At 67.0% G+C, this 17,004-nt stretch carries 20 protein-coding genes; 9 read left to right on the forward strand and 11 right to left on the reverse strand.

Annotation, left to right across the window (positions count from 1 at the left end; translation table 11 throughout):
- Window positions 1-55 precede the first annotated feature (55 nt).
- Window positions 56-655 (reverse strand): TetR/AcrR family transcriptional regulator, encoded by a 600-nt coding sequence (locus AB8619_RS01130; protein ID WP_436794625.1) that lies wholly within the window; start codon window positions 653-655, stop codon window positions 56-58.
- Window positions 656-821: 166 nt separating this feature from the next.
- Between AB8619_RS01130 and AB8619_RS01135 the strand changes: the two genes are divergently transcribed.
- Complete coding sequence (locus AB8619_RS01135) at window positions 822-1,001, forward strand: hypothetical protein (protein ID WP_436794626.1); 180 nt, start codon at window positions 822-824, stop codon at window positions 999-1,001.
- A gap of 678 nt (window positions 1,002-1,679) precedes the next feature.
- Here the strand turns inward: AB8619_RS01135 and AB8619_RS01140 are convergent.
- The gene (locus AB8619_RS01140) at window positions 1,680-2,447 is read right to left on the reverse strand and encodes a DUF427 domain-containing protein (protein WP_436794627.1); all 768 of its coding nucleotides are present in this window, start codon (window positions 2,445-2,447) and stop codon (window positions 1,680-1,682) included.
- A gap of 18 nt (window positions 2,448-2,465) precedes the next feature.
- Window positions 2,466-3,212 carry a hypothetical protein gene (locus tag AB8619_RS01145; protein ID WP_436794628.1) on the reverse strand — a complete coding sequence of 249 codons (747 nt, stop codon included), beginning with the start codon at window positions 3,210-3,212 and terminating at the stop codon, window positions 2,466-2,468.
- Between the two features lie 90 nt (window positions 3,213-3,302).
- Between AB8619_RS01145 and AB8619_RS01150 the strand changes: the two genes are divergently transcribed.
- From AB8619_RS01150 to AB8619_RS01165, 4 genes are all read left to right on the forward strand, one after another.
- Window positions 3,303-4,178, forward strand: coding sequence for an AraC family transcriptional regulator (locus AB8619_RS01150; RefSeq protein WP_436794629.1), 876 nt, complete (start codon window positions 3,303-3,305; stop codon window positions 4,176-4,178).
- 156 nt (window positions 4,179-4,334) lie between these two features.
- Complete coding sequence (locus tag AB8619_RS01155; RefSeq protein WP_436794630.1) at window positions 4,335-5,234, forward strand: hypothetical protein; 900 nt, start codon at window positions 4,335-4,337, stop codon at window positions 5,232-5,234.
- Entirely contained in the window at window positions 5,221-5,961 is a 741-nt protein-coding gene (locus AB8619_RS01160; protein WP_436794631.1) for a siderophore-interacting protein, read from the forward strand. Before AB8619_RS01155 ends, AB8619_RS01160 begins: the two co-directional genes overlap by 14 nt.
- 66 nt (window positions 5,962-6,027) lie before the next feature.
- On the forward strand, window positions 6,028-7,638 hold the full coding sequence (locus AB8619_RS01165) for a glutamate synthase-related protein (protein WP_436794632.1): 1,611 nt from the start codon (window positions 6,028-6,030) through the stop codon (window positions 7,636-7,638).
- Window positions 7,639-8,180: 542 nt separating this feature from the next.
- On the opposite strand, the gene AB8619_RS01170 is transcribed toward AB8619_RS01165, so the two are convergent.
- Together AB8619_RS01170 and AB8619_RS01175 are read right to left on the reverse strand one after the other, a co-directional pair.
- Window positions 8,181-8,483: a hypothetical protein gene (locus tag AB8619_RS01170; protein ID WP_436794633.1), complete on the reverse strand. Its 303-nt coding sequence runs from the start codon at window positions 8,481-8,483 to the stop codon at window positions 8,181-8,183.
- Entirely contained in the window at window positions 8,473-8,667 is a 195-nt protein-coding gene (locus AB8619_RS01175; RefSeq protein ID WP_436794634.1) for a hypothetical protein, read from the reverse strand. Before AB8619_RS01175 ends, AB8619_RS01170 begins: the two co-directional genes overlap by 11 nt.
- A gap of 674 nt (window positions 8,668-9,341) precedes the next feature.
- On the opposite strand from AB8619_RS01175, the gene AB8619_RS01180 reads away from it, so the two are divergent.
- Window positions 9,342-9,926, forward strand: coding sequence for a TetR/AcrR family transcriptional regulator (locus AB8619_RS01180; protein WP_436794635.1), 585 nt, complete (start codon window positions 9,342-9,344; stop codon window positions 9,924-9,926).
- A gap of 185 nt (window positions 9,927-10,111) precedes the next feature.
- Here AB8619_RS01180 and AB8619_RS01185 read toward each other — a convergent pair whose 3' ends face one another.
- Entirely contained in the window at window positions 10,112-11,155 is a 1,044-nt protein-coding gene (locus tag AB8619_RS01185) for a zinc-dependent alcohol dehydrogenase (protein WP_436794636.1), read from the reverse strand.
- A gap of 476 nt (window positions 11,156-11,631) precedes the next feature.
- Window positions 11,632-11,982, reverse strand: a complete 351-nt coding sequence (locus AB8619_RS01190; protein WP_436794637.1) for a VOC family protein — start codon at window positions 11,980-11,982, stop codon at window positions 11,632-11,634.
- 91 nt (window positions 11,983-12,073) lie between these two features.
- Between AB8619_RS01190 and AB8619_RS01195 the strand changes: the two genes are divergently transcribed.
- On the forward strand, window positions 12,074-12,916 hold the full coding sequence (locus AB8619_RS01195; protein WP_436796329.1) for a sigma-70 family RNA polymerase sigma factor: 843 nt from the start codon (window positions 12,074-12,076) through the stop codon (window positions 12,914-12,916).
- Window position 12,917: 1 nt separating this feature from the next.
- Window positions 12,918-13,364 carry a YdeI/OmpD-associated family protein gene (locus AB8619_RS01200; protein ID WP_436794638.1) on the forward strand — a complete coding sequence of 149 codons (447 nt, stop codon included), beginning with the start codon at window positions 12,918-12,920 and terminating at the stop codon, window positions 13,362-13,364.
- A gap of 285 nt (window positions 13,365-13,649) precedes the next feature.
- On the opposite strand, the gene AB8619_RS01205 is transcribed toward AB8619_RS01200, so the two are convergent.
- On the reverse strand, window positions 13,650-14,276 hold the full coding sequence (locus tag AB8619_RS01205) for a glyoxalase (RefSeq protein WP_436794639.1): 627 nt from the start codon (window positions 14,274-14,276) through the stop codon (window positions 13,650-13,652).
- A 263-nt stretch (window positions 14,277-14,539) separates the two neighbouring features.
- Window positions 14,540-15,475, reverse strand: coding sequence for an RNA polymerase sigma-70 factor (locus AB8619_RS01210; RefSeq protein ID WP_436794640.1), 936 nt, complete (start codon window positions 15,473-15,475; stop codon window positions 14,540-14,542).
- 128 nt (window positions 15,476-15,603) lie between these two features.
- On the opposite strand from AB8619_RS01210, the gene AB8619_RS01215 reads away from it, so the two are divergent.
- Complete coding sequence (locus AB8619_RS01215; RefSeq protein ID WP_436794641.1) at window positions 15,604-16,035, forward strand: DoxX family protein; 432 nt, start codon at window positions 15,604-15,606, stop codon at window positions 16,033-16,035.
- A 43-nt stretch (window positions 16,036-16,078) separates the two neighbouring features.
- Here AB8619_RS01215 and AB8619_RS01220 read toward each other — a convergent pair whose 3' ends face one another.
- A complete protein-coding gene (locus tag AB8619_RS01220) occupies window positions 16,079-16,363 on the reverse strand; it encodes a putative quinol monooxygenase (protein WP_436794642.1) in 285 nt (94 codons plus the stop codon).
- A gap of 48 nt (window positions 16,364-16,411) precedes the next feature.
- A complete protein-coding gene (locus AB8619_RS01225) occupies window positions 16,412-16,978 on the reverse strand; it encodes a dihydrofolate reductase family protein (RefSeq protein ID WP_436794643.1) in 567 nt (188 codons plus the stop codon).
- Window positions 16,979-17,004: the final 26 nt, after the last annotated feature.

A 17,004-nucleotide genomic window follows, 5' to 3' on the forward strand; every position in this document is an offset into this window, starting at 1 on the left:
ACGGTGGAGTAGCTGGTCATGCAGTTCTCGTCTCGCGGTAGGAGGTTGCGTCGGACTATCGGGGTGTGCGAAGTGCGCCGATCAGCTGCTCGACGAGGCTCGACCACTCGTCTTGGTCCGGTTGGTCGAGTCCGAGCGCATTGGTCATGTGCGCACCCAACGAGATGATCGTCGCCATGCGGGTCATGGTCGCGGGGTCGATCTCACCGAGGAGTTCGCCGGCGGCCTGTGCGGTCTCGATCTCCGCGGCGAGCTGTTGCTCGTCACGTTCGAGCCAGGACCGGACGACCGAGCCGATCGACTCGTCCCGGCCGCTCATGGCGATGGCCTCGATGACGAGCTTGGACAATTCGGTGGGCTGGCGCTCGATCGAGCGGCCGGCGGATTCGATCACGTCGGCGATGCTCGGTTGCGAGTCGTCGTCCGACGACATCACCCGACGGAACTCGTCCTGGCCGTAGTGGGCGAGCACGGCGTTGAACAGACCGTGCTTCGACTCGAAGTGCCGGTACACGGGGCCCGTGCTCATCTTCGCCTCGGCGCAGATGTCGGCGACCGACGCCGCCTCGAACCCGCTCCGGGCGAAGACGCGCGCCGCAGCGATGAGGAGGTCGTCCTTCATGTCGTCGGAGGTGACCCCTGCCCGACGGCCCATCTGTGCTCCTCGGTTGCCTGCGGACAGGCTACTGGGCCTTCATGATTTCAAACAAGGGATCGTTAGTTTCACGTCGGAGCCGGGCCCGGCTGCTCCCGTCGACGTGTCGGCATCGCGGAACGATTTCTTCACCGCGGCGACCGAAGCTGTCCGGTCTGTCGAGGACATGCCGGGCATCGGCTCGCCGCTCGTCGGCGAACGCATCGGCCTCCCGGAGCTGCGCCGCGTCGGCGTCGAGGGCTACCCGTGCGGATGGTTCTACTTCGAGCGCTCCGACCATCTCGATGTGGTCCGGCTCTTGGCCGACAAGCAGGACCTCGACGACCTCTTGGGCAGCGAGATCTGACCTCGGCCCGGGCCGTTCCGCTGTGCCGGCACGTACCTCGGTGGTGGCAGTGGTCCATGCCAGGCCGAGTTCACACGCCCCGTCCCGTCCCGCCCCGCCCCGTACAGACCACAAACAGACCACATCTGGACCACCATTGGGCAGGATCTGGAGGTACGGGCTGTCACGATTCCCGTTGGGGAAATGACCGATGACCTGCAAAGACGCAGGTCAGGCGGCATGTGGACAACTCGTGGGCGCATGGTTCGGGACGCAGAGGTCGGGAGTTCAAATCTCCCCCACCCGACCAAGGTAAACATGCAGGTCAGAGGCAGTTTTATGGGCGTGTCCACAGATGCCGTCTGAGGGCGACAGACCACACACAGACCACATTCGTCGGCGCCCGAGTGGGTCTCTACGGCCGACCCGCTGGCCCCCGCACTGCGTTGACCTGCGAGTTCGCGTCCGTCGAGGTGCGCCGTGACGCTGAGAAACTGGTGACCGCTGCGTACGCACGCTTTCGTCATCTTCGGGGTGACCGCAGGTCGTGGACCCAGATCGGACGTCGCGGCTGCGGTCGCGTTCCTCGAGGGCGAAGTCCTGTGCGCAGCGGATCGCTTGGGACCCCAGGTCATCTGTCACCGAAGCCTGCGGCAGCCCCGTCTGCTCACGCTGGTTGGCTGCCGCCAGTCGGGCTTGTCAGTGGAAGTGCGTGCGTGGTCGTTGCTGGCGCTCGCCGTCGATGTCGATGTCGACCTTCTCGTCGTAGAAGCAGATGTGCCCGGCGATCGGGGTGACCTCCGGGCGCGGAAGCGTGTAGGTCCAGGCGATGTCCTCGATGCGCGAGTCGTTGACGTGCCCGACGAAGAACGTGGCGTCGCCCTTGTAGGGGCAGGAGCTGCGGCGGTCGTTCTCGGCGAGGAGTCGCAGGTTCACATCGGTCTTGGGGAGGTAGTACCGAGCGGGGACACCGGTCTCGAACAGCACGGTGGGCTTGTCGGAGTCGGCCAACACGACACCATGGAGTGAGACGACGACGTGGCGGGAGGACGCGAGCGCATCGACCCGCGTGTAGGGGCTCCGGGGGTGGACGAAGACCTCGATGTCCTCCTCGAACCAGTGGTCGAGGGCATCGAAGTCGACCGTCACCAGACCTGCGAGGTCGGGGTGGTCGGGATAGCCGCGGGCGGCGCCTTCGAGCGCCTTGCCGGCACATCGGAGGTCGTAGCGGACGGCGCCATCGGGGAGCTGGCTCGGCGCGTGTTGGTCGGCTGATGCGACGAGGTCTCCGTTGATGTGGTCGCGGGGGAAGAACCACCACGGCCAATACGGGACCTCCCACACGAACTGGTAGCTGCGGGAGTCGACGACGGTCTCGCCGTCGAGGAGCCCGCGGATCCATTTGTCGCCGGGGACCATCTGCGGGTCACCGCCGAGCGGAGTGGTCGAGGTCTCGTCGAGTTCCATGATCGCTCGATCCTCGCGCTACTCGAACAGTTCGGCTGGGGGAGCGACGTCGTCGTAGATCCGTACGGCCTCGAGGAGGCCTGCGGGCGATCGCACGTACACCGCCGAGCCGGCTTGCGGAGTGAGGTCGGCCGGGCCCCAGCGGTCGCAGACGTACTCGAAGGCCAACGCGGCACCGTCATCGACGATGGTGCACAACCGCAGACGGACCGGACCGCCCGAGAACGCCGGACGGTAGAAGGCCATCCTGGCGGCGCCCTGGTGTCTGAACGACGGGCCGGCGGGCTCGCGGACGTAGCCGTCGGACTCGAACAAGGCGTCGAGGGCTGCCGGGTCGCCGGCTCGCATCGCTGCCTCGTACGCGTCGACCGGTGGGGCTGGTTCGAGACCTGCGTCGGGCGTGAGCACGGGCGGGCGGATCAGGTGCGCGCCAGTGAGCGGGTAGGTGGAGTGGTACGCCCGAAGCGCAGCGATCCGGTCGCCGTCGAGATCCGCCACCAGGTGGACAGGCAGGTCGATGCGAGTCCCTTCATGGGTGATGGCCAGGTTGTACTCGGAGGAGACCTGGGTGTCGGTCACGATGTGATTGATCACCTGTACGGCGGCCTGATGGTCGGCCAGCCATGCCATCTCGTCTCCTGCCCAATCGGTCGAGGACTGGCTGCCCCGCAGCGGAGTGTCGGTGGCCGCGCCGGTGGTGAACCGGGGCGCGACATCGGTGCGGGCCAACAGGTCCTCGTACAGTCCGGCGACTGGGTTTCGCATCAGATCGGTTCCTTGCCGTTGGGCGCGTGTCGTTCGCTGTCCAGCGTGGACGACGAGTCGACGCTCGTCGTGGTCTTAGGGTGACAGGCGATGGTCGAATCGCGACACCTCGCGGATCGAGACCCGGTCGCAATCGAGTACTCCCCGCATCGCAGGCACCCCAAGCTGCCCGTCGAGGTCGTCGACCGGTCGTCGATCCTCGAACGAACTCGTGACCGCGAACTCGGCTATCGCCAGCGCGTCGGCTTTCACCTGCTCATCGTGTGCACCGCCGGCCAGGGCAGCCACGTCGTCGACTTCGAGCCGGTGCAGGTCTCGGAAGGAACGTGCCTCCGCGTGCGCCCAGGACAGGTGCAGCGCTTCGTTCCCGACCCGGCCTTCGACGCACGCATGGTGGTCTGGCCGACCGATTCGCACCCGACGGACCCGGAGGCTCCCGTGTGGTTCCCGGGCTGCGACGCCACATCGAAGTGGCAACTCGAGGGCGAATCGCTCGACAAGGCGCTGCACTCGGTTCGTGAACTCGAATACGAACAGGACCGATTCGACGGCTCGCCACGCAACATCGCACTCATGAGCGCCCTCCTCTCGGCACTGTTGCTCCGCCTCGCCCTCGAGATCCCCGAGTCGGTCCCCGAAAGCAGCCGCCTGCCCCAGCCGTACCTGGACTTCCGGGCGGTCGTCGAGCGACGTCTGTACGAGCGGCCGACGGTCGTCGACCTCGCCCGAGAGCTCGGGTACAGCACACGCACCCTCGACCGAGCGTGCCGTCAGGCCGCTGGCCAGACCGCCAAGGAGGTGTTCGACGACCGAGTCGCCCTCGAGATCCGCAGACTGCTGACCCACACCGATCGTTCCATTGCGAGCGTGGGCGCCGAGTTCGGATTCCACGACCCATCGAACTTCTCGAAGTTCGTCAAGCGCCACCTCGGCGGGCTCCCCGGCGACATCCGCGACCGCCGATAGCTCTCCTCGCGCCGTTCGGGAGCTGGTAGCCCACGGTCCGAACACGACAGATGTCGCATGCTGACCATGATCTGTCCAGCGCGCACCGTGTGCCCGCGGAATCGTTCGGCGACGATCGTCCAGAACCGATCTCCACCGTTCGAAAGAGGATCTCTCATGTTGCGACTCCGCCCGTTGGCTGTGTCATTCGCCGTCGTCCTGATCGCCGTTCTGATCCCGTCCGCCGCCGGCGCCGCGGGCGGACAAGGCGGTTCTCGAACCTCCGAAGTCGATTTCGGGGCGTGTACCGAGCTCTCGACCGGCACCACCGTCGCGCTGTCGGAACTCCAAGCTCGGGTTCCCGAGACCGTGCCGGTCCTCAGCCTCACCGACCAGGGCTTCGTCTTCCCCGGCTCCGATGCGCTCGGCATCCTCATCACCCGCACCCTCGAGTGCGACTCGATCACCGTGACCAGCAACGGGAACACCCGGACACAGGTCGACCGTCACATCGCACACGTCGGCACCCCCGTCGACGCCTCGGTCCTACCGGCGACGCCGTTCAACAACGACGGAGTCAACGGAGCCGACTTCAACAACTACGTCTTCGCCTACTACTCCGACTCGCCGATCTACCGCAACGCCATGCGCCAGGCCGGTGTCCAAAACGTCGCCCCCGCACGGATCGACATGCACGATGAGACCGTCGACGAGTGTGTCCTCGACCGAACCGTCACGGTCCAGCCCGACAACGGACAGGACAACTACGGCTTCACCGCCACCGGCATCGTCCCCGACGCCGCGTGCGAACCAGCGGTCGTACCGTTCATCGCCAACTGGTGGAGCGTCGATGACGGCGACGCGGCGGTGCTCTCCAACAACATCCCCGGCCAGTCCGCCCTCTTCGTCGACACAAGCGAGACGATCATCACACTCGACGCCACCGGCCGCTCCCAGCTCGCCGACGTCTTCGGTGCCGACACCGCAACCGCCGACGCCTTCGGCCTGACCGGACACATCCCGGCAACCGACGGCCTCGACATGGTCATCCTGAGCGCCGGCAATGTCCACTCCTGAGCGTAAGGGCCGCACGCCCCATCACCTGAGCGTGACCCGGATCCACCGGCCGGCTCCCCGCGTGGTGGCGGTCACCCTCCGAGGGGACTCGCTCGCCGAGTTCACGCCACCGAGCCCGGGAGGTCACATCAAGATCGCCTTCGACACAGGCGGCGACCGGCCCACGATGCGCACCTACACCCCGCGGCGGTTCGATCCCGACACGCTCGAGCTCGACATCGAGTTCGTCCTCCACGGCGACGGGGTGGCGGCGACGTGGGCAGCATCGGCCGACACCGGTGACCAACTGACGGTCTTGGGTCCCGGCGGCCGCTACCGGCCAGCAGCCCCGTCCGGCGTGTTCGTGATCGCAGTCGACGACACTGCCATCCCCGCAGCGGGAACCGTCATCGAAGCCCTACCTCACGGCACCGAGATCATCGCCCTGTGCGAAGTCAACGACGGCAGCGACGAGCGGTCCCTCAGCACGATCGGCGACCTCGATGTCAGATGGCTCCACCGATCGGCCACCCAGGACCCGCCCGGCGCGCTCCTCCGAGCGGCCGTCGAAGACCTGCCCGCCGGCCTCGACGCGGACTGGTTCGTGGCCTGTGAAGCGGCAGCGATGCGCGGCATCCGAAACCACCTCCGCACCACACGCGGCGTCGACCCGAAACGCCTCCAGACCCGCGGCTACTGGCGGCAAGGTGAGACCGACTACCCCGACCACGACTACGGCGAAGACTGAGCCCATGCCCCGTCCAAGTGGCCCGGGCCTACCGTGTGGTCCCGCCCGACCGAAGGGGACCGACCGATGAACCCGTACCCGATCGCAACCTGGAGCGAGATCCCCGACCGCGAGCCCGTCGGCGCGCTCGTCGGGAACATCGACCTCGTGATCGTCCGCTACGACGACAACCACTCGGTCCTCTACGGGCGGTGCCTGCATCGGGGGGCGTTGATGGCGGACGGTCATGTGTCCGGCAACAACCTGATCTGCGGTGTGCACGGCTGGGACTATGTGTTCCACACCGGCGTCTCCAGCTACGACAACAACGAGCGGCTCGCCAAGTTCTCGTCGTGGATCGATGGTGACGAGCTCGTCATCGACCTGGACGAGTTGCAGGCGTGGGAGAAGGAGCACCCGCAACCCTTCGACCGCGATGCATATCAGGGAGCGTTCCAGGATCCGCACGGCGTCGTCGAGGAACCCCACGTCGGCTTGATTCGCCGGTTGGCCAACGAGGGTCTCGAGTATCTCGGGCATCACGGTCCGGTGACGTCTATGGGCGTCTCTCGCGAGGAACTCCCGAAGTGGGACGACATCCAGTTCGTCACCGCGCAACTCGCGCGCACGCCTCAGCTCGACGACGTCCCCGTCGACACCGCCGTCGTGATCGGCGCCAACGCCGACAAGCCGCTCCGCCTCGACATTCCGGTGATGGTGAGCGACATGAGCTTCGGTGCGCTCTCCGAGGAGGCCAAGGTCGCGCTTGCTCGCGGCGCCGAGCTCGCCGGTACGGGGATCTGCTCGGGAGAGGGCGGGATGCTGCCCGAGGAGCACGCCGAGAACTCGAAGTACTTCTACGAGCTGGCCTCGGGTCGGTTCGGTTGGTCGCTCGACAAGGTCGCCGATGTCCAGGCCTTTCACTTCAAGCTCGGACAAGGCGCCAAGACGGGCACCGGCGGCCACCTCCCGGGGATCAAGGTTCGAGGAAAGATCGCCGAGGTGCGCGGCCTCGAGCCGGGGACCGACGCCATCTCCCCGTCGACCTTCACCGACCTGAACAGTGACGACGACTTCCGCCGTCTCGCCGACGAGGTGCGCGAAGCCAGCGGCGGCATCCCGATCGGGGTCAAGCTGTCCGCCCAACACATCGAGGACGACATCGACGCCGCCCTGCGCATCGGCGTCGACTACATCATCCTCGACGGCCGGGGCGGCGGCACCGGCGCTGCGCCGGTCGTGTTCCGAGACCACATCTCGGTCCCCACGATCCCGGCGTTGGCGCGGGCACGACGTCACCTCGGCGCACGCGGCCGAGGCGACGTGACCTTGGTGATCACCGGTGGGCTCCGAACACACACCGACTTCGCGAAGGCGCTTGCCCTGGGTGCCGATGCCGTTGCCGTGTCGAACTCGGCGATGCAGGCAATCGGCTGTCTCGGTATGCGGGCCTGCTCCTCGAACAACTGCCCAGTCGGGATCGCAACCCAAAAGCCCGAGCTCCGGGCCCGACTCCCCGTCGACGAGGCCGCCCACCGGCTACACAACTTCCTGTGCGCCTCGGTCGAGCTCATGTCGGTGCTCGCCCGAGCGTGCGGCCATACGCACCTCAACCAGTTCCGACCCGACGACCTCACCACGTTCGACCGAGACATGGCCCACCTCACCGGCATCGCCTACGGAGGGATCACTGCCTGAGCCCCATCCCGCGTGTATCCCGCGGCCGCTCACGTTCGCCGGTGTCCGCAGAGGTCCGGAACCCGGGTGATTCCGGCCGTGGGCGTCCGCTGGCGTCCGTCGAGATCCGGCCGAAAAGAGTTCGGGACGCAGAGGTCGGGAGTTCAAATCTCCCCCACCCGACCAAGGTAAACATGCAGGTCAGAGGTGGTTTTCCGCTTCCGGTCCCGGGTGTGGTCTGAGGCCGTCAGACCACAGATAGACCACATTCGGTGGCGGCGTGAGGCCGAGTCCGCTCGCTGCGTCGTTCCCGGGCCTCGAAGAATCGCTATGGCGCGGTCGGCCTGTTGGCGGACACGACAGAGATGAGCCACTCGACGTTCGAGGGCAGGCACGTTCTCAGTCACGCCTCGAGGGTGGACCGCAGTCTGGTTGGGTCGCTCGGTGGTGCTCGGGTCGGGAGCGTCGAGTTCATCTCCTGGCAGCGACCGCGGGAGACGTGCTGTTACTCAGCACTGGCGGGTGCTGCAGATCAACCGTTCGCGAGCGGTCGATCTGAGCTGTCATCGGTCGATGCTGATGCCGACGACCTCGATCGTGTCGTCATCCAGGAGCACGCCGTATACGACAGAGGCGCGGACCAGAAGGCCCGGAGCGATCAGCATCCGACCTCCGGATGTCCCTTCGATGATCTCGGGCAGATGATCGAAGCCCGAAGCGAAGCGTTCGACGACAGCCGGAAGTTCGAGAACGATGAAGTCGCCAACGGACGCCTCGCCGAGCGGACCTCGGTCTTGCGGAAGGTGCGTGTCGAGTTGGTCGAAGGCCGCTGGGGAGACTCGGACGGTGCGGCGTTCAGCCGCCATCTGAGGCTCGGGAGGTGGTGCCGCGGTGCTCCATGAGGGTGCGGCCCTCCCGGCGGATTCTGTCGACGAACTCGTCGGGGAGCGTCGACAGGTCAGTGACGACCCGCTCGTCGAGTAGGCGCTGACGCTCGGCGGGCGTCAGCTTCTCGAGTTCCTCGGCGCTCCAAATGCGATCATCGCTCACATCCCCAGACTACAGGTCGGGTCCGACAGGCTTGCCGGAGTCCGCCCCCTATCGCACACGCCGATCATCCGATCTCCGGAGACTCGGCGTGCGGCAGATCGGCGCATCTTCGGAGACGTCCACCGGCGAGGTTCGGGGGCACCTGGTCCGCCGGGAGCCCGTCGCGAATCCGGCGGTCGGTGGGCGCCGAGTGTCGCGTCGACTTCGGGTCGACTGGTGTCGTGCGCGAGTGCGGTGGTGACGCCTTGAGAAGGGTCGACAGTGAAATGCAGTCGCACCTTCGGTAGATCCTGGTGCGCATGATCGACGAGACGGCGCGTCCCGCCGGTCACCTCGCGTTCCTCCGGGACTGCGTCGGGCAACGAGCCTCCCCATGACCTTCGGTGCAACCCGATCGCCAGTCCTGTCCGCTGAAGCGTCTCTCGCTGCTGCGGGAGTCGGCTGGATGAATGCGTGCGTGCGGCTGCGCCCCGTGGCGCTCCAACCACGCGCAGACGCTCCGCCAGCTCCGCCCGAGGATCTGAACGAGCTCGGACCCGCAAGCGCAAACAGACCTTCCCGTCAGATGGTCGTCCTTCGAGCGTCCGGACGCCGATGCTCCGGCTCGAAGAGCGACTGTGTACGCGTCCCATACGGGTAGTACGGTCGTACTGGCAGCGACAGCAGGGGCGATCATGGCCACCGAGACCAGAGAACGGATGATCGAGGTGGCGATGTCGCTCTTCCAGCGGCATGGCTACCGCGCAACGTCGTGGCGGGTGCTGACGCAGGAGGGCGCGACGCCGTGGGGTTCTGTGCAACACCACTTTCCCGGCGGTAAGGAGGAGCTCGGCGTTGCCGCAGTCAAGCTGGCCGAGCAGTCGGTGAACGCGTTGATCGTCGAGTGTTTCGCACAGGCAGAACAGCCATCCGACGGAATCCGCCGATGGTTCAGCGCGAGCGCAGATCTGTTGTCGGCCAGTTCGTTCGACGGAGGCTGCCCTGTTGCTCCCGTGGTGCTGGAGATGTCGGCCGAGTCCGCCGTGCTGCGCGCGGCCTGTTCCGAGGCGTTCTTGGCGTGGACCGAGACGGTCGCCCGGGCCTTGCGCGACCAACTCGGTGAGATTCGGGCCGAACAGCTTGCGTCAACGGTGGTTGCCTGTTTCGAAGGAGCCTTGATCCTCGCACGCTCCCACGCAGAGACGGCTCCGCTGGTTCGTGCCGCGGACACCGTGGCCACGATGATCGACGCTGAAATCGCACGGCGACTCCACCCGTGAGGCGGGGGGTGCCGGGTGATGCGAATACCTCCCGACGGCAAGCAGCACCCGCCAGGCGTAGATCAGCCAGAGCAGGCCAACGGACCCGGCGATGAATGAAACCGCGGCGAGTAGCCGACGTGGCGTGAACGCGCCGATTCGAGCGATCCGGTCCGTCGTGATCCGGCGCCGAATTCGGGGCGTGGTCATCGGAGAACCCCGCCACGATTCGGTGCCCTGGCGACGATCCGCTTTCCCTTCCCGGCGCTGAACGCTCGAGGAGCGTGCTCCCAGTCGACGACCTCGGTCACGAGCGGCATCGGCGAGTAGGTGCGCGAGGCGATCAGATCCAAGACGGGCTCGATCGCCGCTCGAGCGTGGGGCTGGCCAGTGTGGAGCGTGAGGCATCGTTCGAACATCGTCATCAAGGGCAGCGGCGTCGTCGCCTCGACGTACATCGTGCTGACCGTGCACTCGCCACCGGCCTCCGTCGCCGCGAGCGCTCGGTGGAGCAGGTCCTCGTTCATGCTCGCGTCGACCGTGATCGGGTAGGCGCCGGCTTCGATGTCGTCGACATCGTCGATCAGGGTCGCCCCCATCCGTGCCGCGCGGGCGGCGATCTCGGCATCCGGGTCGAAGAAGTCCACGCGGCTCGCGCCGAGTGCGAGGGCGAGCCCGGTTGCGTAAAGCGCGATGTTTGCGAACGCGCCGCTCACGATCAGCACGGGACTCGCCGGGCGACCTTCGAGCTGCGGGGCGACACAGCGATACGCATCGACAATGTTGCACCCGACGGGCGCTGCGACCTCCGGTGCGATGCCGTCGGGGAGCGGCACCAGCATGGCGTCGGCGTAGGGGATGGCCACAAGGTCTGCGACCGCCCCGCCCCACGACCCGGAGAGGTCACCCAGCCCGAAGCACGACAGCCACGGCACCGCGCGGCAGCTGCTCGTCTTCCCCAGCCGGCAGAGATCGCACGTCCCGCAGCTGATCTGGAACGACGACAAGACGAGGTCGCCGACGGCGACGGAAGCGACGTCGTCGCCGACCTGCACCACCTCGCCGACGAACTCGTGGCCGAGTGGGCACGGGGCGCTCGTGGGAACCAATCCAGCGACGATCAGGTGATCGAAGTCGCAGGTGGCGACCGCGACCGGTCGGACCAAGGCGCTCATTCCGGTTGCCGGCGACGGGTCGGGAGCGGTGCACCATTCGGCGACGCCCGGCGCTCGGTAGACGAGGGTCCTCATCGCTCGGTCCTCTGGCAAGGCAAATATGACGGTCGTACTATCATGCCGACAGCTTGCACTAGTACGACTGTCTTAGTCAATGGTTGCAATCGTCCGGATGATCGAGGTGTGTTCCACGGAACCCGCGCGGCGCCCTACCGCCCGGCCATAACCCCTGGGGCATGGCCGCAAGGTGCCGGTGGCGGCGAGCGCCTCAAATTGTCCTAGAACTTGATCCCCGACCGGAGTGATATCCGCTCGCTGAGTTCGCTCTCCCGCTCGTCGACGAAGGGGCCGAGAGCGTCACGGATCGTCGAGCCTCCTCGGGTTCGGCGGCCCCTGATGGCCGCGCTCACCCTGTCCACGAGCGGAATCCCTCCGATCGACAGAAGATCTCGAGAGATTCCGGGGCTGGCGGCATCGAGGTTTTCGGGCCCGTTCGCGAGCGGGGGCCGACCACCGGCCGCGGCTGTCGCGACGACCGGTGATCGGATCGATCAGGAACCGTCGTTGGTGCGCTCGATGAGCCCGAGGGTGATGCCGTCGGGGTCGGTGACCGTGGCGATGTGGGCGCCGGGGGCAACCTCCGTGGGTTCGCTGGCGAGCGTTGCACCCGCATTCAGAACCTCGGCGAGCGCCGTTTCGAGGTTGTCGACCCGGACGTGCGCGACGCCACCGATGGGCCGTTCCGGTGACTTCGGTGTGAGGCCGATCTCGACGCCGCCGACGTTGAACCCCACGTAGTAGGGCTGGTCGGTGTGGGGTTCAGCACCGAGGAGTGCAGTGTGGATCGCCTTCGCAGCGCTGATGTCGTTGACGGTGTACACGATGTTCTCGAGGTTGTTCATACTCTGTAGACGTGCGCCGGTCGACAGATGTGACGCGCGAGCCTGGATGTCACGATTCGGGCGTGGCGGACGTCATCAGGGTGTGACCACGATGGATGTATCCCAGCTCGAGGCCGAACGTCCCCGCCTGATGGCCATCGCCGCCCGGATCCTGGGTTCGAACGCGGAGGCGGACGATGTCGTCCAGGAGGCGTGGCTACGCCTCTCCTTCGCCGAAGGGGTCGACGACCCGCCGGCGTGGCTGACCACGGTCGTCACCCGACTGTGCCTGGACCTGCTGCGCAAGGCAGGAACCCGTTCGACGGCCGAGGCTGAGGCGCCGCTGGCCCGCGAACCAGTTGACCCGGAGGCGGACGCGCTGGTCGCTGACCGTGTGGGGACGGCGATGCAGGTCGTGCTGGACACGCTGGTGCCGGCCGAGCGGGCGGCGTTTGTCCTCCACGACGTCTTCGGCTATCCCTTCGACGAGATCAGCGCCGTGCTGGGCCGCTCGGGCACTGCCGTGCGGCAGCTAGCGAGCCGGGCGCGACGCAAGGTGCAGGGTGCCCCGGAACCCGCTGCCGAGCGGGCGGCGCGCGCCGAGAGCCAGCGGGTGGTCGATGCGTTCCTCACCGCTGCCCGTGGCGGCGAGCTGACGACGTTGTTGTCGCTGCTCGCGCCCGACGCGGTGATGCACGCCGATCGGGTCGGACAGCGATTGGGTGCCCCTCCGGTGTTTGAAGGAGCGGCAGCAGTCGCCGCGCGTTTCGATGGTGCCCAGGGTGCGGCTCCGGTCGCTGTCGACGGCGAGCTCGGCGCGGCATGGGTGGTCGGCGGCGCGGTCAAGGTCGTCTTCGTGTTTCACGTCGAGGACGGTTCGGTGCGCGAGATCGAGCTGATCGCCGACCCTGACGTGCTTGCGACCATGAATGTCGTCGACGGCGGAGCTCCCTGAGGTGAGGTTCCGTAGCGAGGTCGAGCCACCGGAGCCGATGAAGGGGCTGCTCGTTCCCGTGGATGTTGTCGAGGCGCTCGGCGGCGGCAAGCGACCGCGGGTGACGGTCACGCTCAACGGGCACTCCTGGCGCACGAGGATCGCGATCCTGCGCGGCCGCCATCTGATCGGCCTCAGCAAGGCCCACCGTTCTGCTGCCGGTGTCTCCGTCGGCGACCAGGTGGACGTGGAGGTCGAGATCGACACAGAACCCGTGACTGTCGCCGAGCCCGAGGACGTCGTCCGCGCGCTGGACACCGACCCCGTGGTCCGTGCCGCCTACGACCGGCTGACCCTGAGCCAGCGCAAGCAACACATCCGAGTGATCGAGAGTGCAAAGCGACCGGACACACGCCTTCGGCGGATCGACAAGCTGCTCGCAACACTGCGGGGCGACGAAGCGGACTGACAGTCGAAGCTCGAGTGGCGGTCGCCGTCGGCTCAGCGCGTCTCGACAATGCGCACCACGGTTCCGGCAGGATCCAAGAACATGCAATCCCGCATACCGAGCGATCGTTCGATCGGCTCTTGGAGAACCTCGGCCCCCCTGCCCCGACGGCGAGCCAATGCATCGAGCCGACCTCGCCGTGGTCGAGCACGTCGAAGCCGAGGCCGTCGCGATAGAACGCCAACGAATCGTCCGGATCAAGGCACGGCAGGAACACGCGAAGGATCTCGATGGACATGGCCGTCCTCAGTCCTCATGCACGAAGGTCCGTTCCCACGTGAAGCCGTCGGGGTCGGTGAATGGTTGGGCGTCGCATCCGATCGCGAGGCGGCGCGCACCGGTCCCGTCGGGCGAGACTCCGAACTCCTTCGCCAGACCGCGGCGCCTGTACAGCCCGAGCGTCACTGGTCCCGACCCTGGATTGAACTCGACGTACTTGCTGCCGAAGCTCTTGGCCACTGCGAGACCACGGTCCGTATAGAACTTCTTGCTCAGCGCAACGTCGGCGACGCCAAGCAGCAGAACGATTCGCTCGATCGCCGGGGTGGCCGGTCCGCCGCCCTTCTTGATGTTCGTGCCGACTTTCCAGATCGAGCCGTCCGGGACCTGGATCACTCCCGAGTAGCCACCCCAGATCTGCTTCTTGGGCGGCTTCACCGGCACGGCACCTGCATGCAGGGCCGTCCCGATGAACGCGTCGACGCTGGCCGGGCCGGAGACGTCCGCGCTCAGGGTGAAGCCGCGGAAGCCCGTCGTCGGAGCGTCCGAGCCACGCACGTGCAGTTCGCGCCCGAACCCGAACACCGAGGTGTAGAACTCGTTCGCTTCCCTGGCGTCGGATGCTTCGAGCGTCACATGGCGGATGGCGGTCATCGGTGATCCCTTCGGTCGAATCGGTGCTCGCTCTGTTGACGTGTGAGGCCTCGCCTTTGTGACTGATGCCGTGTCGACTGCGATCTCACCAGCGGGGGAGCGCTGGCAGGTGCCGGGTTCGACCTTTCTCCTCTTGCTCCTCGAGAGCGAGATCGGTGGCGTGCGTGCACGCCTCTGACGGTCGGTCTTGGATCCGGTCAGGCGCTCGGATGGCAGGAGGAGTCGCGGCGCGCAACGGGCGCTCTGTTGCGTGGGCGCGTCGATCAGCTCGGTGGCGGTCCTGCTGCGCCGCGCTGGCGCATGGTTGCGCGAAGGTCGCCGACCGGTCCGAGATGCCGGAGCTTGTCTGGGCTGGTGACGGAGTGGATGGTCTGGATCTTTCCGTCGAGGATTTCCAGTGTCCAGGTACCGATGACGTGGCCGTCTCGGTCACGCAGGACGGCTCCGGGATTGCCGTTGAGTTCGCGGCGCTCGATGACCGCGCCGGCGGCGAGCAGCGGGGGCACTGTGGCGACCAGGATCCGTGCCGCCTTGGCGGCGCCGAACGTGCCGCCTTGTCCGCCGGCCGTGCCGCCACCGTCGTTGACGGCGACGACGTCGGCAATCAGCAGCTCTCGGAGTCGGTCGAGGTCTCCGTCGCAGAGGGCGTCGAAGAACCGGTCGGCGATCTCCATGCGCTTTTGCCGGTCGACCTCGAAGCGCGGTCGCCCCTGTTGCATGTGTCGGCGGGCCCGGTTGGCGAGCTGGCGGCAAGCGGACTCGGACCGCCCCACGGCTCCGGCGATCTCGTCGTAGCCGAATCCGAACACCTCGCGGAGCACGAAGACTGCACGTTCGAGCGGGCTGAGCCGTTCCAACAAGAGCAATGCCGCCATCGACATGGAGTCGGCCAGCTCGTTGGCGCGCTCGGGATCCTCGTACGGGTCGGTGGGAAGGGTGTCGGTGGGCAGCGGCTCGGGGAACCACGGTCCAACGTAGGTCTCTCGACGGACCCGGGCCGAGCGCAGCACGTCGATCGCGATCCGGGTGACCACGGTGGACAGGTAGGACTTCGGCGACTCGGGTTGGACCGTGCCGGACATGTAGCGCAGCCAAGTCTCCTGCACTGCGTCCTCCGCTTCGGTCACGCTGCCCAAGATCCGGTAGGCGATCGAGAAGAGCAGCGGGCGAAGCGCCTCGAACTCGCCGGTTCGCGTCATGTCTCGAGTCTCCTGCTGCCGGGGGTCTGTGTGAAGTGCTCGTACACGAGACGACACGAGCAGCCGGTTTGTGACATGCGCCGGCCGTCCCCTGGTTGATGTCACACGCCGAACCGTTGCCTCGTCTCATGGGCACACGCCACCACCAGGGTGGCTTTGCCAAGGGAGATGCGATGAACGTTGCCTTGTGGATCGTGGCCGGTTTGTTGGCCGTCGGCTTCGGGGCTGGCGGTGTCGCCATGCTGGCGATGTCCAAGGAGCGGTTCCGTGCCATCAGCTCGGCCCAGCACTATGTCGATGACTTCGATCCCCGGTTCATCAAGGCACTCGGGGCCCTCAAGGTGCTGGCCGCGGCGGGCCTGATCCTGCCTGCGATCTTCGACATCGCAACGGTCCTGGTGCCATTGGCTGCGCTCGGCCTCGTGCTGGTCATGACCGGGGCATCCACAGTCCGGATCGTGCGGCGCGAGTGGGGCAGTCTGCTGGGCGACCTCGGCTGGTTCGCTCTGGCCGCGTTCGTCGCGTGGGGACGGTTCGGGCCGGAGTCCTTCGTGGGCTGAGGTGGTTGCCCGGCCACCTTGCGGGCCGGGGCTCAATCGAGGATCAGGGGTCTTCGACGGAGGCGATGATGTAGCGATGAACGGCGGCATCGATGATCGCGGTCTGCTGGTCGTCGCTCGGTCCCGAGCCTCGGAACGCGAGCAACTGTTCCTCGCTCTCCCATCGCTCATACACGCGGACGCGACTCGCGTCGATGGTGTCGGCGGTGATCGAGAAGTCGAGGCATCCCTCGGTTGCCAGCGCGGCCCGGACGACCGGGGCACACGCCGCGACGTACGAGTCGCGTTCGGTGGGGTCGACGGTGAGGTGTCCGGCGATGATGAGCATGTGGTGTCGACGGCCTCCGGCCGTTGGGTCATCGGTGGCTGGCGGCGTTCACGTGGTCGTTGAGCGGGGCTGGTAGCGGACGTCGAGTTCGACGAAGGCGCCGTCGTCAGCTTGTTCGAGCAGGAGCGGCTCGCCACCGGGATGGTCGTAGAGGCGGATGCCGTCGCCGAGGAGGACCGGCGCGATGTGCAGGTCGAGTTCGTCGACGAGGCCGAGTTGGAGCAGTTGGCCACCGATGGTGGGGGAGAGCACTTCGACGTTCTTGCCGCCGGCGGCGTCGAGCGCGATCGCCACGGCCTCGGCGACGTCGCAGTCGAGGAAGGTGACGCCGTCGGCGGGGGTGGCGTCGTCTGGGTGGTGGGTGAGCACGAAGATCGGGCCACTCCACGCTCCGCCGTACACGGCGGTCGGATCGGGGAAGGCGTCCCAACCGCGACGGCCACCGAGCACCGCACCGGTCGTGGCCACGTACTCCTCGATCACTCCCGGGCGTCCGGTGAAGCCCGCACCCAACCAGTTCATGTCGTGGTCGGGCCCGGCGACGAACCCGTCGAGCGACATCGAGAAGTGCAGGAGGACCTTGCCGCCCGTGGTTTGTGGGGTCGGGCTGTTCATGCGGTCACCGTAGGACGACCACTTGT

The sequence above is a fragment of the Actinospongiicola halichondriae genome, assembly GCF_049103745.1.
GTDB classification, from domain to species: Bacteria; Actinomycetota; Acidimicrobiia; order Acidimicrobiales; family Salinilacustritrichaceae; genus Salinilacustrithrix; species Salinilacustrithrix halichondriae.

What these genes read in the sequence shown, in the direction of transcription:
- AB8619_RS01215 (WP_436794641.1), top strand. Translation starts at nt 15,604, where the DNA reads ATGGGCACACGCCACCACCAGGGTGGCTTTGCCAAGGGAGATGCGATG.
- AB8619_RS01145 (WP_436794628.1), bottom strand. Translation starts at nt 3,212, where the DNA reads ATGCGAAACCCAGTCGCCGGACTGTACGAGGACCTGTTGGCCCGCACC.
- AB8619_RS01195 (WP_436796329.1), top strand. Translation starts at nt 12,074, where the DNA reads ATGGATGTATCCCAGCTCGAGGCCGAACGTCCCCGCCTGATGGCCATC.
- AB8619_RS01220 (WP_436794642.1), bottom strand. Translation starts at nt 16,363, where the DNA reads ATGCTCATCATCGCCGGACACCTCACCGTCGACCCCACCGAACGCGAC.
- AB8619_RS01165 (WP_436794632.1), top strand. Translation starts at nt 6,028, where the DNA reads ATGAACCCGTACCCGATCGCAACCTGGAGCGAGATCCCCGACCGCGAG.
- AB8619_RS01160 (WP_436794631.1), top strand. Translation starts at nt 5,221, where the DNA reads ATGTCCACTCCTGAGCGTAAGGGCCGCACGCCCCATCACCTGAGCGTG.
- AB8619_RS01140 (WP_436794627.1), bottom strand. Translation starts at nt 2,447, where the DNA reads ATGGAACTCGACGAGACCTCGACCACTCCGCTCGGCGGTGACCCGCAG.
- AB8619_RS01135 (WP_436794626.1), top strand. Translation starts at nt 822, where the DNA reads ATGCCGGGCATCGGCTCGCCGCTCGTCGGCGAACGCATCGGCCTCCCG.
- AB8619_RS01180 (WP_436794635.1), top strand. Translation starts at nt 9,342, where the DNA reads ATGGCCACCGAGACCAGAGAACGGATGATCGAGGTGGCGATGTCGCTC.
- AB8619_RS01170 (WP_436794633.1), bottom strand. Translation starts at nt 8,483, where the DNA reads ATGGCGGCTGAACGCCGCACCGTCCGAGTCTCCCCAGCGGCCTTCGAC.
- AB8619_RS01130 (WP_436794625.1), bottom strand. Translation starts at nt 655, where the DNA reads ATGGGCCGTCGGGCAGGGGTCACCTCCGACGACATGAAGGACGACCTC.
- AB8619_RS01190 (WP_436794637.1), bottom strand. Translation starts at nt 11,982, where the DNA reads ATGAACAACCTCGAGAACATCGTGTACACCGTCAACGACATCAGCGCT.
- AB8619_RS01205 (WP_436794639.1), bottom strand. Translation starts at nt 14,276, where the DNA reads ATGACCGCCATCCGCCATGTGACGCTCGAAGCATCCGACGCCAGGGAA.
- AB8619_RS01210 (WP_436794640.1), bottom strand. Translation starts at nt 15,475, where the DNA reads ATGACGCGAACCGGCGAGTTCGAGGCGCTTCGCCCGCTGCTCTTCTCG.
- AB8619_RS01225 (WP_436794643.1), bottom strand. Translation starts at nt 16,978, where the DNA reads ATGAACAGCCCGACCCCACAAACCACGGGCGGCAAGGTCCTCCTGCAC.
- AB8619_RS01155 (WP_436794630.1), top strand. Translation starts at nt 4,335, where the DNA reads ATGTTGCGACTCCGCCCGTTGGCTGTGTCATTCGCCGTCGTCCTGATC.
- AB8619_RS01185 (WP_436794636.1), bottom strand. Translation starts at nt 11,155, where the DNA reads ATGAGGACCCTCGTCTACCGAGCGCCGGGCGTCGCCGAATGGTGCACC.
- AB8619_RS01150 (WP_436794629.1), top strand. Translation starts at nt 3,303, where the DNA reads ATGGTCGAATCGCGACACCTCGCGGATCGAGACCCGGTCGCAATCGAG.